14 protein-coding genes are annotated in these 12711 nt (G+C 74.5%); 3 read left to right on the forward strand and 11 right to left on the reverse strand.

Going from position 1 to position 12711, the window contains the following annotated elements; translation table 11 throughout:
* Positions 1-25 precede the first annotated feature (25 nt).
* Positions 26-382 (forward strand): DUF488 family protein, encoded by a 357-nt coding sequence (locus AB0K43_RS02140; RefSeq protein WP_363634801.1) that lies wholly within the window; start codon positions 26-28, stop codon positions 380-382.
* A gap of 44 nt (positions 383-426) precedes the next feature.
* Complete coding sequence (locus AB0K43_RS02145) at positions 427-939, forward strand: hypothetical protein (RefSeq protein ID WP_363634803.1); 513 nt, start codon at positions 427-429, stop codon at positions 937-939.
* Between the two features lie 225 nt (positions 940-1164).
* On the opposite strand, the gene AB0K43_RS02150 is transcribed toward AB0K43_RS02145, so the two are convergent.
* The 6 genes from AB0K43_RS02150 to AB0K43_RS02175 form a co-directional block, all read right to left on the reverse strand.
* Complete coding sequence (locus AB0K43_RS02150) at positions 1165-1362, reverse strand: DUF1508 domain-containing protein (protein ID WP_363634805.1); 198 nt, start codon at positions 1360-1362, stop codon at positions 1165-1167.
* Between the two features lie 111 nt (positions 1363-1473).
* Positions 1474-2400, reverse strand: coding sequence for a non-homologous end-joining DNA ligase (gene ligD, locus AB0K43_RS02155; RefSeq protein WP_363635253.1), 927 nt, complete (start codon positions 2398-2400; stop codon positions 1474-1476).
* A gap of 59 nt (positions 2401-2459) precedes the next feature.
* Positions 2460-2999: a hypothetical protein gene (locus AB0K43_RS02160; protein ID WP_363634807.1), complete on the reverse strand. Its 540-nt coding sequence runs from the start codon at positions 2997-2999 to the stop codon at positions 2460-2462.
* A complete protein-coding gene (locus AB0K43_RS02165; protein ID WP_363634809.1) occupies positions 2996-3676 on the reverse strand; it encodes a hypothetical protein in 681 nt (226 codons plus the stop codon). Before AB0K43_RS02165 ends, AB0K43_RS02160 begins: the two co-directional genes overlap by 4 nt.
* Complete coding sequence (locus tag AB0K43_RS02170) at positions 3676-4974, reverse strand: putative T7SS-secreted protein (protein WP_363634811.1); 1299 nt, start codon at positions 4972-4974, stop codon at positions 3676-3678. Before AB0K43_RS02170 ends, AB0K43_RS02165 begins: the two co-directional genes overlap by 1 nt.
* Positions 4971-5267, reverse strand: a complete 297-nt coding sequence (locus AB0K43_RS02175; protein WP_363634813.1) for a hypothetical protein — start codon at positions 5265-5267, stop codon at positions 4971-4973. The genes AB0K43_RS02170 and AB0K43_RS02175 overlap by 4 nt, the downstream gene beginning before the upstream one ends.
* Positions 5268-5470: 203 nt before the next feature.
* Here AB0K43_RS02175 and AB0K43_RS02180 point away from each other — a divergent pair, with 203 nt between their 5' ends.
* Positions 5471-5746: a hypothetical protein gene (locus AB0K43_RS02180; RefSeq protein ID WP_363634815.1), complete on the forward strand. Its 276-nt coding sequence runs from the start codon at positions 5471-5473 to the stop codon at positions 5744-5746.
* A 23-nt stretch (positions 5747-5769) separates the two neighbouring features.
* Here the strand turns inward: AB0K43_RS02180 and AB0K43_RS02185 are convergent, their stop codons facing one another.
* From AB0K43_RS02185 to AB0K43_RS02205, 5 genes are all read right to left on the reverse strand, one after another.
* Positions 5770-7161: an NADP-dependent succinic semialdehyde dehydrogenase gene (locus tag AB0K43_RS02185; protein ID WP_363634817.1), complete on the reverse strand. Its 1392-nt coding sequence runs from the start codon at positions 7159-7161 to the stop codon at positions 5770-5772.
* 5 nt (positions 7162-7166) lie between these two features.
* Entirely contained in the window at positions 7167-9473 is a 2307-nt protein-coding gene (locus AB0K43_RS02190) for a glycosyl hydrolase family 65 protein (RefSeq protein WP_363634819.1), read from the reverse strand.
* A gap of 120 nt (positions 9474-9593) precedes the next feature.
* On the reverse strand, positions 9594-10592 hold the full coding sequence (gene sph, locus AB0K43_RS02195) for a sphingomyelin phosphodiesterase (protein WP_363634821.1): 999 nt from the start codon (positions 10590-10592) through the stop codon (positions 9594-9596).
* Positions 10593-10963: 371 nt separating this feature from the next.
* Positions 10964-11587, reverse strand: coding sequence for an FxLYD domain-containing protein (locus tag AB0K43_RS02200; protein WP_363634823.1), 624 nt, complete (start codon positions 11585-11587; stop codon positions 10964-10966).
* 63 nt (positions 11588-11650) lie between these two features.
* The gene (locus AB0K43_RS02205; protein WP_363634825.1) at positions 11651-12574 is read right to left on the reverse strand and encodes a DMT family transporter; all 924 of its coding nucleotides are present in this window, start codon (positions 12572-12574) and stop codon (positions 11651-11653) included.
* Between the last annotated feature and the right edge of the window lie 137 nt (positions 12575-12711).

Genomic DNA, 12711 nt, shown 5'->3' on the forward strand with positions numbered 1-12711 from the left:
GGTGCGAGCCGACCGAGGAGGACGAGTGGGCGTCACGGTCCGCAGGATCTACGCCGACCCGGCCGCCGGGGAGGGCCACCGGGTGCTGGTGGACCGCCTGTGGCCGCGCGGCCTGCGCAAGGACGCGGGAGCGTTCGACGAGTGGCTGCCGGAGGTCGCCCCGAGCACCGAGCTGCGCCGCTGGTACGGCCACCGGCCCGAGCGGTACGGCGAGTTCCGCACCCGCTACCGGGCCGAGCTGGCCGACGGCGGGGCCGCCCGGGCACTGGAGCGGCTGCGCGCGCTGGCCGCCGCCGGGCCGCTCACCCTGCTGACGGCCACCCGCGAACCGGAGCTCAGCCACCTGGCCGTGCTCGCCGAACTGCTCGGGGCCCGGGCCTGAGGCCGCCCGGCGCGAGCGGTCAGGTGCACCAGAACAGGAACGGCTTGCAGGTCGACGTGGGCGAGGGCGACGCACCGCCGGTCGGCCGCCCGGTCGGTGCGGCGGTGGTCGGCGCGGGTGCGGCGCTGCTCGGCGCCTCGCTCGGCCTGGCGGCCGGGGGAGTGCTGGCGGCCGGGCCCGAGGAGGAGGCGCTCGGCTTGGCGCTGCGACTCGGCCTGGGGGCCGCGGAGGAGGCCGGGGCGGTGCTGGCGGAGGCCGGCGTCAGGCTCGGCATGGTCTGCACCGGGTGCTCCTCGGTCGGTGCGCTGCCGGGGCGCGCGGTGCCGGTGTCCTGCGGCGCGGCCAGCGCCACCACCCCGGCGCCGCCGATCACCAGCCCGGCCGCGGTGACCAGGACCAGCCGGCGCCCGCGCCCGGTCCGTCGACGGGCCCGCCCCGCCGGTCGGGGTTCGACGGCGGGCCCGGCGGCCGGCTGCGGTACGGCGGCGCTCGCGGGTGCCCCGCAGCCGGGGCAGGAGTACGCGCCGTTCAGGTGCCGCCGGCACGGTACGCAGTAGTTGAGCGGTGTGCCCTGGTCCATGTGAGCTTTCCGGTATCGCCTCTGATGGTGCCGCTCGCGTCCCTCGCGAGACCTGTCATGGACCCTACGCACGGCATCGACCCGCTCGACAGGTGCCACCTGTGAGGCTTTCGCGGAGATCCCATGCGTCTGCCCGGCCCCCGGCACGCCGCCGGGCCGACCACCTCCGCGGTGGTCGGCCCGGCCGGGACACTCAGGGCGCTCAGGACATCGCCTGAACCTCCGGGACCTCCTGGACCTGCGCGTACGGCGCCAGCTTGCGGAGCGACTCGATGCTCTTCAGGCACTTCTCCGGCGACTCCTCGGGGTCACCGGTCACCACGACCGCCCCGTTGGCCGCCTTCAGCCGGAACCTGTGGTTGCCCGCGGAATCCTGGTAGATCTCGAACTTCCCTGCCATGGACGTCTCCACCTCTCGTAGGACCACCCCCCAGCCGCAACCTAGGCGCAGCCGCCCGGTCGCGCACCCGGACGCCGTCGGACGGGTCACGCCCCGCCGCGGGCGGCGGCGTCAGACGGGGCCGGGCCGCTCGCGGACCACCTCACCCGCCGGGCGGTCCTGCCGCAGGCCGAGGAAGCGTGGCTGCCGCAGCCGGCCGTCCCTGGTCCACTCGGTGAAGCCGACCTGGGCCACCAGCCGGGGCGCCACCCAGTGCGGCCGGCGCTCGGGCACCGGATCGCCGAACGGGCTGTCCGGCCGCGCCAGTCCGTCGAGCACCTCGCGCAGCGCCGTCAGGGTCCTGGTGTCGAAGCCGGTGCCGACCTTCCCGGCGTACCTCAGCCGCCCGTCCTCGTGGTAGCCGAGCAGCAGGGCGCCGAACCCGATCCGGCTGCCGGCGGGGTCGGTGAAGCCGCCGACCACGAACTCCTGCCCCTGCTCGCACTTCAGCTTCAGCCAGTCGCCCGAGCGGCGCGGCAGGTAGCGGCTGCCGGCGCGCTTGGCGATCAGCCCTTCCCAGCCGCGGGCGCAGGCCTCGGCGAGCGGCACCGGCCCGTCCGCCCGCCGGTGCTCGGTGTAGCGCAGCCGGTCGCCGTAGACGATCGACTCCCGCAGCAGCTCCTTGCGGTCGGTCAGCGGCAGGGCGGTGGTGTCGTGCCCGAGCAGCCCCAGCAGGTCGAACAGGAAGTAGGTGACCGGCACCCCGGCACCCTCGGCGGCCCGCGGGTCGCGCAGCTGCATCCGCTGCTGCAGCCGGGCGAAGCTGGTGGCACCGCCCGCCAGGGCGACGATCTCACCGTCCACGGTGAACTCGGCCACCGGCTGACCGGCCAGCGCGGCCACCAGCTCCGGGTAGCGCTCGCCCAGCGGCTTGCCGGTGCGCGAGTACAGCCGCACCCCGGAGGCGTCCCGGCGGGCGAGCGCCCGGATGCCGTCGAGCTTGCGCTCCAGCAGCCAGTCGCCGTCGAACGCCCGCCGGTCGCTCGCGGTGGCCAGCATCGGCGTCGGAGGATTCTCCACCCGCGAGCCGTACCCGGCCGGCCGGGCGGGCAACCCGGTCAGCCGCCCAGTGGCCCCCGGTGGACCAGCCGGACCTCCGCGGCCGGGCGGGTCCTCGCCCAGTCGACCTGCCAGCCCTGCCGGGCGGCGAGGGCGGCCAGGCCGCCCGCGCCGATGCCCCGGTAGGAGCGGCTGCGGATCCGCACCTGCGGGTCGGTCTCCGGATGCCGGTAGCGGCTGCGGCCCGCCGCGTTGGCCGCCCGCCGCTCGCGCTCCCGGGCCAGCGCCGGCGCGCCCACCCGCTCCAGCTCGGCCGCGGCGAAGGCCTCCCACTCCTGGGGGCCGCCGCGCCGCTCCAGCCGGTAGCGGCGCGGGGTCAGCGTGGAGCGGACGATGTTCGGGCCGACCGAGTCCCCGCCGGCGCCGAGCAGGGCGCCCAGGAAGTAGAGCGCGACCAGCACGCCCCAGGGCACCAGCCAGAGCCACTGCAGCCAGAACTGCAGCGCCAGGCCGAGGGCCGACCGCCGGGGCAGCGGGCCGAGGTCCGTCCCGGGCGGCGGCGGGTCGTACGGCGTACCGGTGGTGCCGGGGGCGCTCACCCGAAGGCCTTCGTGATCCTGGCCTGCTGCGGCAGGGCGGCCTCGGGCGCCCGCGCGCCGGGCCCGCGGTAGGTGACGGTGTCCGCCATCCGGGCCAGGATGGTGACGTACTCCGGGAACTCCGGCAGCGAGGGCGTGCTCAGCCGGAACACGACCAGGGTGTCCGCGCCGGGGACGGGGACGTACACCTCGGCCTGGGCCAGTTCCAGCGAGGCCGTACCGCCGTCGCCGGCCCGGCCCGACAGGTCCAGCACCGTGCCGGAGACCACCAGCACCGCCGGGCCGCAGGCGATCTCGGTGCGGATCACCTCGTGCGCCGGGTCGAGCGAGAGCAGTTCGACCAGGGCGGCGGCGGCCACCTCCGGATCCGCGGTGTCGGCCTCCTCCGCCAGGATCACCAGGGTCGCGGCGGTGATCCGGTCGTCCTCGGTGCCCAGCAGGCTGAGCCCCGCGTAGACCGCGCCGTCCTCGGCGGCGTCCGCGGCGATCTCCCCGTACCAGCCGGCCACGGTCTCGCGCTGGTACGCGGTGCCGCCGGACCAGATCTCGGCGGCGATCTCGGCCAGGTGCGCCGCCCGCTCCGGTTCGGGCAGCGCGAGGCCCAGCGAGTGGAAGAAGACCGGCACCTCCCACCGGATGTCGTCCTCGGCGGCCACGGGCTCTTCGACGGTGGTCATCACGCGGCTCCGGGGACGAACTCGTGGTACAGCTTGGGCGCGTTGATGCCGAGGCCGGTGCCCTTGATGCCGATCTGGATGCCGCGCGACCACCAGGACTGCGGGCTGAGCTTCCCGGCCGCGTCCAGGCTGTCGGCGATGCCGGGCAGCTTGCGCAGCGGGGTCTTGGTGAGCAGCGGGCCGAGGCCGAACTTGTGCATCAGCGTGCCGCCCTCGGCGGCCTTGGTGATGGCGTTGCCCGCCTCCGCCAGCTTCACGCCGCCGGCCGCGATGGAGCGCTCGGCGGCGATCGCCTTGACGCCCATGCCCACTCCCTTGACCCCCTTGACGGCGGTGCCCACGAACGGCAGCGCGCCCACCCCGTCCAGTGCGATGGTGCTCCAACTGACGTTGGCACCACCCAGCTTGGCCAGCCCGTGGGCGCCGAGCGCGACCACCGAGGCGCCGGCCGCGCCGGCCCCGAGGGCCGCGGACAGCGGCGGGCACCACATGGTCGCCAGTGCGGCGATGCCCAGCACGGCGGAGGCCGCGCCGGCGATGTCGCCGATCTTCTTGAGCAGGTCGGCGTGCTGGGTGGCCCACTCCCTGATGGAGTTGCCGACCTTCTTGAAGCCGTCGCCGATCCTGCTCCAGACACTGGTGTGCGGAGCGCCGTGGTTGGCCTTGCGCAGCGCCTTGGCGGCCTTCTCGGCGTCGTCCTGATGGTGTTCCAGGAGTTCCTTGGCCTGCTTGACGATGTCGTCGAGCTCGTCCTGGATCTGCGCGAGCTCGTGGGAGGCGCTCTCCAGCCGGTCGTTGGCCTCGTCCAGCTGCCGGGAGGCGGCGGTGATCTTCGACTGGGCGTCGGCCAGCTCCCGGTCGTCGGTGAAGAACCGGCCGGCGAGCCGGAAGGCCGGGTCCTCGGCGGCCCGGTTGTAGCGCGAGGTCGCCTCGTCCTTGCGCGACTCGGCGGACTCGATCCGCTGCTTGGCGTCCTGGGCGGCCGACTCGTAGCGCTTGGCGGTGTCCTGGTAGCCGGTGAGCTGCCGGCTCCAGCTGTCCAGCTGGCCGGCCGCCGACCGGACCGCGTCCACGCTGTCCTGCATGATCTTCGGCAGCTCGCCGACCTTGCCCGCGAAGGCCTTGGCCGCGTCGCCCTGCCAGCTGGCGCCGCCCTGGCCGACCGCCACCAGGGTGCGGTGCGCGCTCTCCAGCGAGCCCGCGGTCGAGTTCAGCCGGGAGACCAGCTGCTCCACGCTGTCCACCCGGCCGGGCGCGGGATCGAACCCCAGCGCGGGGAAGTTCGCGTCCTCGCTCATGCCGCGGCCCCCGTGAACGCGCTCCGGATCGCCTCTTCGGTCTCCGCGTAGCCCTTGCGGGTTTCCTGGAGCCGGCCCTCCAGCTGGGCCGTGCCGTCGGCGATCTTCTTGATGGCGTCGTCCCAGCTGTCGTGGAACTCGTCGCAGGCGTGGTCGAGGGTCTTGCTGCCGGTGGTCCGCGGCCCGGTGTCACGCATCGCGTCCAACGCCGACCGCAGGTCCTCCTGACTCTGCTTCAGCTGCTGCAGCAGCCGATCCAGGTCCTGCACCTCGACTCTGAAGTAGTCCCCCATGGCCGCACCTTCCCCGTGTGTCGCATGCGGATCAGGCCAAGCTACGGGCCCGCCCGGGCCGCCCCTCGGCTGCTCCCGGAGGAATGCACCGGACTCTCACAACCGGAACGCGTACCGCGGCCCGCACCGCTCGGCACGCCGCTTCACCCGGGTGGACCTATGGTGGTCAAGGGGGCGGACCGGACGTCCTGGAGGTGGGCGCGATGGCAGTTGCGGAGAGCACCCGACAGCCGCGGGGCCCGGCCCACAAGCGGCCGGGACCCCTCCAGCGGTTCACCACCGCGCTGCGCCACACGCCGGTGCTGGCCGTGGTCTTCTGGCTGGGCCTGGCGATCGGCACCACGGCAGTGGTGGTCCAGCTGGACAACCCGGTGGCGCTGGCCGTGCTCAGCCTGATCTGGCTGGTCACGGTGGTGCTGACGGCCGGCTGGCTGGTCGGGCACCCCAGGCTCGGGCAACAGCAGCACCGAGCCGCCTGAGTCCGTCGCTCGGCATACGCCGCTCAGTGCCCGAGCCACACGGTGGTGATGTTGCAGAACTCCCGGATGCCGTGGGCGGACAGCTCGCGCCCGTAGCCGGATCGCCGGATGCCGCCGAACGGGAACGCGGGGTGCGAGGCGGTCATCCCGTTGAAGAACACCCCGCCCGCCTGCAGGTCCCGGACGCAGCGCTCGCGCTCGTCCGGGTCGGCGGTCCAGACGTTGGAGCTCAGCCCGAACGGGGTGTCGTTGGCCAGCGCGATCGCCGCGTCCAGGCTCTGCGCCCGGTAGAGCGTGGCGACCGGTCCGAACGCCTCCTCGTGGTGGATCCGCATCTCGGGGGTGATCCCGCTGAGCACGGTCGGCCGGTAGTACCAGCCGGCGTCCCGGCCGTCCGGCCGCCCGCCGCCGCACTCCACCACGGCCCCGCGCTCGACGGCGTCCTGCACCAGTTCCTCCAGGTCGGCCCGCCCCTGACGGGTGGCCAGCGGCCCGACCTCGGTCTCCTCCTGCAGCGGATCGCCGACCCTCAGCGCCCGCATCCGCTCGGTGAAGGCGGCCGCGAACGCGTCGTAGACCTGCGCGTGCACGATGAAGCGCTTGGCCGCGATGCAGGACTGGCCGTTGTTCTGCACCCGGGCGGTGACCGCCCACCTGACCGCCTCCGGCAGATCCGCCGAGGGCAGCACCAGGAACGGGTCGCTGCCGCCGAGCTCCAGCACCGTCTTCTTCACCTCGTCGCCGGCCGCGGCCGCCACCGCCCGGCCCGCGCCCTCGCTGCCGGTCAGCGTCACCGCGGCCACCCGGCGGTCCCGGACCACCGCCTCCACCGCGCCCGACTCGATCAGCAGCGTCTGGAAGCAGCCCACCGGGAAGCCCGCCCGGGCGAACAGCTCCGCCAGGAACAGCGCGGTCCGCGGCACGTTGGAGGCGTGCTTCAGCAGCCCGACATTGCCCGCCATCAGCGCCGGCGCGGCGAACCTGACCACCTGCCAGAGCGGGAAGTTCCACGGCATCACCGCCAGCACCACGCCCAGCGGCCGGTAGCGCACGTACGCGGCGCGGGCGCCGGAGTCCGCGACGTCGGCCTGGTCCGGGTGCTCGTCCGCCAGCAGATCGCCCGCCCGGTCCGCGTACCAGCGCATCGCCTTGGCGCACTTGGCCGCCTCGGCGCGGGCGGCCCCGATCGGCTTGCCCATCTCGGTGGTCATGGTCCGGGCGATCGACTCCCGGTCCTCGTCCAGCAGGTCGGCGGCGCGGCGCAGCAGCGCCGACCGCTCGGCGAAGGAGGTGGTCCGGTACTGCGCGAAGGTGGCCTCGGCACGGGCCAGTCGCAGCTCCAGCGCCGGCTGGTCGAGCGGCTCGAAGGTCTCCAGGGTCTCGCCGGTGGCCGGGTCGACGGTGGCGATGGGCATGGGTGTCACTCCTCGGTCCGGGCCCGGTCCTCGGACCGGCGCCGGTGGCGGGGCCGGCGACCGGCCGGCTGGGTGGGGGCGGGGCGGTCCGGCAGCGGCGGCACCGGCCGCACCGCAGGTTCGTCGCGGGCGACCGTGAGCGGCTCGCCGTGGTGCCACAGCTGGAGCTCGGCGCCCTCCAGCAGGCTGTAGCGGGTCTCGGCCGCGGTGGTCTCGACCCGCAGGACCCGCCGCTGGAACTGCACGGTGAAGGCCAGCCGGGCCAGCTGCGCGGGCAGCCGCGGTGCGAACGCCAGGGTGTCGCCGTGGTGCCTGAGGCCGCCGAATCCGGCCACCAGCGCCAGCCAGACCCCGGCCAGGGCGGCCAGCCGCAGCCCGTCGCGCAGGTCGTGCACGGTGCCGTCAAGGTCCAGCAGCGCTGTCTCGGCCAGGTAGTCGTACGCCAGCGCCAGATGCCCGGTCTCCGCCGCCAGCACCGCCTGCACACCCGCCGCGATCGGTGAGTCCCGGACGGTCAGCGCCTCGTAGTAGGCGAAGTCCCTGGCCTTCTGCTCCGGCCCGAAGGCCTCCCCGCGCCGGTACAGCGCGAGCACCAGGTCCGGCTGCTGCACCACCTGCCGGCGCCGGAGCTGGAAGTACGGGTGGTGGCGCAGCAGCGGGTACTCGCCGGGCCCGGTGCCGGCGAAGTCCCAGACCTGGTGGCGGGTGAAGCCGGCCGACTGCTCGTGCACGCCGAGCCGCTCGTCGAAGGGCACCGCCAGGTGCAGGGCCGCGTCCCGCCAGGCGGCGGTCTCCTCGTCGCTGACCCCGAGGGCCACCGCGAGGTCGGCGTTGCGCTCGGCCGCGTCGGCGGCGGCCCGCAGGTTCTGCTGCGCCATCAGGTTGGTGTAGAGGTTGTCGTCCGCGTCGCCGCTGTACTCGTCCGGTCCGCTGACGCCGTCCAGGTGGAACGTGCCGGCCGGGTCGTGGTGACCCAGCGAGCGCCACAACCGGGCGGTGTGCACCAGCAGTTCGAGCCCGGCCTCGCGGTCCAGCACCAGGTCGTCGGTGGCCGCGGTGTAGTGCGCCAAGGCATCCGCGACCCCGGCGTTGACGTGGAAGGCGGACGCGTCGGCCGGCAGGTGGGTGGCGCACTCCTCGCCGTCGATGGTCCGGGCGGGGAACGCGGCCCCCTCCAGGCCGAGCGCCCGGGCCCGCCGGCGCGCCGCCGGCAGGGTGCTGTGCCGCCAGCGCAGCGCCTGGGCGACCAGCTGGGGCGCGGTGTAGGTGAGCACCGGCAGCACGTGCGTCTCGGTGTCCCAGAAGCAGTGCCCGTCGTGGCCGGGGCCGGTCAGCCCCTTGGCCGCGACGGCCCGCTGCTCGGCCCGGGCGGCCGCCTGGTAGAGCTGGAACAGCGCGAACCTGACCGCCTGCTGGATCTCCGCGTCGCCCTCCAGCTCCACATCGGCCTTGTTCCAGAAGGCCGCCAGCACCTGCCGCTGCTCGGCCACCAGCCCGGCCCAGCCGGTCGCGGTCGCCCTGGCGAGCGCCGCGTCCAGCTGGCTGCGCACCGCGTGCCGCGAGCGCACCGCCGACCAGCCGTGCGCGACCAGCTTCTCCAGCCCCAGGCTCTGGCCCGCCCGCAGCGCGGAGGTCACGGTCAGCCGGGCCAGTTCGGGGCCCGACTCCACGGCGGTGGCCGTGCCGTCCGGCCCGGCCACGGTGTGCTCGGCGGCCACGCCGATCCGCTGCCCGCTCTGCCGGGTGCGGTGCATCAGGTGCAGCCGGGTGCCCGCCGCCTCCGCGGCCTCCGGCTCCAGCGCGGGCGAGCCGGCCAGCAGTTCGGACTGCAGGACGACCCGGGCCGGTCCGTCCACCGGCTCGACCCGGTAGGAGAGCGCGCCGATCGCCCGCTGGCTGAGCGAGACCAGCCGGGAGGAGGCGATCCGCACCGTGCGGCCGGAGGGCGAGCTCCACTCGACCGCCCGCTCCAGCACACCGGTGCGCAGGTCGAGGGTGCGGTGGTGGCGGTGCAGCCGCCCGTAGCGCAGGTCGAAGGGCTCGTCGTCCACCATCAGCCGGACCAGCCGGCCGTCCGGGATGTCCGCCACCCGCCGGCCCGGCTCCCCGGCGCCGCCGGGCACCCGCTCGAAGACGCCGTTGAGGTAGCTGCCCGGCAGGCCGGCCGGCTCGCCCTCGTCCAGGGTGCCGCGCCAGCCGAGGTGGCCGTTGGAGAGCGCGAACAGCGACTCGCTCTGGGCGAGCACCTCGAGGTGCAGCGCGTTCTCGCGCAGGCACCAGGGATCGACGGGGTACGCGCGGTGGTCGATCACGCCGCGGCACCTCCCGCGCTGCTCGGCGGACAGGCCATGCGTCCACCCTCCCCCGGATCGGCCCCGGGCGCCTGCAGGACGCGCCGCCCGAGGCCGGGGGCGGGGCCGGGTGCCGCGGGGTCAGCCGGCGATCACCGGGTAGTGGTCGGAGAGGTCGTTGTAGGTGTAGCTGGTGCCCCAGCTGCTCACCGTCCACGGCGAGCTGTGGTAGCGGTACACCTGGTTGGTGTACTGCTGCGGGCGGGCGTGGTCGGCCCGGTAGAGCACGTAGTCCAGGTCCTCCTTGGGCTCACCGGGGTAGCGGTAGGCCGCGATCGAGTTGTCGACCGTGTCGAAGGAGTTGGTCCAGCCGGTCCGCTGCGAGGCGGGCGCCAGGTTGCCGTTGGCCAGCAGGGCCGGGTACTCGGAGTCGTGCGAGTTGATGTTGAGGTCGCCGGCCAGCACGATCGGCTCGCTCGCCGGGATCTGCTTGGCGTCGACGAAGGCGCGCATCGCGTTCAGCTGGGCGGCCCGGACGGTCGCCGGCTGGCCGCTGGAGCAGCCCGAGTCGGTGGACTGCAGGTGGGTGCCGATCACGTGGGTGCGCAGGCCGTTGACGTTCAGCACCGCGTACACGAAGCCCTTGTTGGACCACCAGTCGGCGCCGCAGGCGTCCTTGAAGACGTACTGCTCCTTGCGCAGGATCGGCCACTTGCTGAGCAGCGTCACGCCGCCGTCCTCGGGCGTGGTCGCGCTGTAGCTGCCGCTGGTGGCGTCCCAGCCGCTCTTGGACCGGCCGACCACCGGGGTCTGGTACGGGTAGGCCGCCGAGGCCTTGGCGGCGAGCGCGTCGGAGGCCGCGTTGTCGAAGTCCTCCTGGAGCACCACCACGTCGTGGCCCTGGAAGAAGTCCGCCCCCGCGATCGCCTGGGCGCGGTAGTCCTGGCCCCAGTTCGGGTAGAGGTTCTTGCTCATCAGGAACACGTTGTACGTCAGCACGTCGAGCGGCGGCGCGGTCAGCGGGGCGCTCTCGGCGGTGGCGGCGGACGCCGGGGCGGCGGCGAGCGGGGTCAGCAGCGCGGCCGCGGTGCAGACGGCGGCGGCCAGACGGGGGGTGCGACGGCTCGTGGGCAGGGGCATCGATGCTCCGCTGTTGTCTTGTCGAGGGTTCGTCACGCGACGAGGTGTTGTTCAGTCAACTCGCGCTGGTCCACGTCCTTCAAGACACCGGTCGAGCATCAGATGAACTCGGCCGAAACAGAGCTACTCGACAGTAGTTCTCGTAACCGGGTGGCTACCGCCAGACGGTCAGCAGTCCGTCCAGCGCCAGGCCCGCGGCGAGCCACAGCACCACCGGCCAGGCGGCCGCGGGCCGCCGTGAGGTCCTCGTCCTGGTCTCCTGCATCCGTGCGCCTCCTCCGCTCCGGCTCGGAGTCTGCCGGGAGGGTCGCGGCGCGCGCCAGGCTCCACCCCGTAGTCCGTCACTCCGCGCGGTGCGGCGGCGGGGCGGATCAGTAGCGCTGTGCCTGGGCGACGGTGGGGATCAGCGCCTGATCGGGGGACTGGGTGCTGAAGGCGGTCACCGTGGCGGTCGCGCCCGCCGCGACGTTCTGGCGGCTCACCACGGTGCTGTCCACCACGGTGCCCGAGGCGTCGGAGAAGTTGACCCGGACCGCGTAGCTGGCGGTGCCGGAGGTGGTGTTCACGATGGTGACCAGGGCCGCGTTCAGCCCGCCCGTGGTGGCCTTGGGCAGGCCGGTGATGGTGATGCCGGAGGTCACGTTCCCGCTGCCGGTGACGGTGGCGAGCGCCGACTCGGCCGCCGCGCGGTTCTCCCCGGCCTGGGCGGAGACCGAGGCGGCGAACGAGGAGGCGCCGGCGGACAGTGAGGCGGCGGCCGAGGAGACCGAGGCCTTGGCTGAGGAGGCCAGCGAGCCGAGCGCGGAGGCGCCCGAGGAGAAGGCGGACGGATTCGGCGAGAAGGCCGAGGTGGCGGAGGACGGGCTGCTCGAACCGCCGGAGGAGCTGCACGCCACGACCACCCCGAGCCCGCCCAGCGCCAGCACCAGGGCGGTCAGCGTCCGGCGCCGGCGGCCGAGCGGGCCGGCCTGCGTTCCCACGTACTTTCTGTCCACGAATCCACCCGGAGGTCCAGTGCAGAGCCGTCCCCTGCCTCGTCCCCCTACAGTCACACCCGGTCAGCGCGCACCGCGATCGGGAGTGGCCCGACCGGGTCCCGGGGCGGGCGCCGGCGGCGCGGGTGTGATCAGGGTGCGGGCCGCGGCCGAGCGGCTGAGCAGCACGATCCCGAGCAGGATCAGCGCCAGCCCGGCCGCCTCCGGCAGCAGCCACCAGCCGGTCCGCAGCCGCTCCCCGAACAGCAGCACGCCGAGGGCCACGCTGGTGCAGGCGTCGCCCAGGGTGAGGGCCGGCTGGGAGAAGGCCAGCGGGCCCGACTGCAGCGCGTTCTCCAGCAGGAACAGGGCCAGCACGCCCACCGCCGCGAAGCCGTAGGTCTGCCAGACCGAGAAGAACGCCGCCACGCCGTCCGCCTTCCAGGTCTGCGCCGACGACTTCAGCAGCGCCGCGGTCAGGGCGTAGCAGAGCGCGGCGGCCAGGGCGAGGCAGGCCGCCCGGCCGGCCCCCGGGGCGCGCCGCACCGCGGTGGCGGTGAGTGCCGCGGCGGCCCCGAGGCAGCAGCCGAGCGCGATCAGCCAGCGGGTCGTCGGCGCCTCGGTGCCGCCGGGGGTGGGGGCGGCCGCCCACAGCGCCAGGCCGAGCCCGACCGTGACGCCGGCCGCCGCCCACCAGACCTCCCGGGGCAGCCGGCGGTGCAGGATCGCCCCAGCCAGCAGCAGCGCGATCGGCAGTTCCAGGACGAACACCGGCTGCACCACCGACAGCGCCCCGTTGGCCAGGGCCAGGGCCTGGAAGCAGGCCGCGGCGCCGACCGCCGCCATACCGGCGAGCCACACCCGCTGGCGGACCAGGGCGGACATCAGGCCCCGGCCCAGCCTGCCGCTCACCGGCACCCGCTGCGCGGCCTTGCGCTGGAGCACCGTCGCCAGCGCGTTGCTGCAGGTGGTCAGCAGTGCGAACAGCACGGCGAGGGGTGTGTGCACGGGTCACTTCCTCGGCTCGCGGGCCCGGACGGCCGGTCACCCACCATCCTGCGGCCCGCGGCCGGGGCCGACATCTCGACGCCCGAAGCAATAAGTGATATCAGTATGCTAGTTATCTGCCGCACCACCGAAGGAGT

This window comes from Kitasatospora sp. NPDC049258 (assembly GCF_040678895.1).
Taxonomy (GTDB): domain Bacteria; phylum Actinomycetota; class Actinomycetes; order Streptomycetales; family Streptomycetaceae; genus Kitasatospora.

Bases quoted from the DNA above. Each gene is read 5' to 3' on its own strand.
- AB0K43_RS02150 (WP_363634805.1), bottom strand. From the start codon at position 1,362: ATGGCAGGGAAGTTCGAGATCTACCAGGATTCCGCGGGCAACCACAGG.
- AB0K43_RS02185 (WP_363634817.1), bottom strand. From the start codon at position 7,161: ATGCCCATCGCCACCGTCGACCCGGCCACCGGCGAGACCCTGGAGACC.
- AB0K43_RS02180 (WP_363634815.1), top strand. From the start codon at position 5,471: ATGGCAGTTGCGGAGAGCACCCGACAGCCGCGGGGCCCGGCCCACAAG.
- AB0K43_RS02165 (WP_363634809.1), bottom strand. From the start codon at position 3,676: ATGACCACCGTCGAAGAGCCCGTGGCCGCCGAGGACGACATCCGGTGG.
- ligD (WP_363635253.1), bottom strand. From the start codon at position 2,400: ATGCTGGCCACCGCGAGCGACCGGCGGGCGTTCGACGGCGACTGGCTG.
- sph (WP_363634821.1), bottom strand. From the start codon at position 10,592: ATGCCCCTGCCCACGAGCCGTCGCACCCCCCGTCTGGCCGCCGCCGTC.
- AB0K43_RS02170 (WP_363634811.1), bottom strand. From the start codon at position 4,974: ATGAGCGAGGACGCGAACTTCCCCGCGCTGGGGTTCGATCCCGCGCCC.
- AB0K43_RS02175 (WP_363634813.1), bottom strand. From the start codon at position 5,267: ATGGGGGACTACTTCAGAGTCGAGGTGCAGGACCTGGATCGGCTGCTG.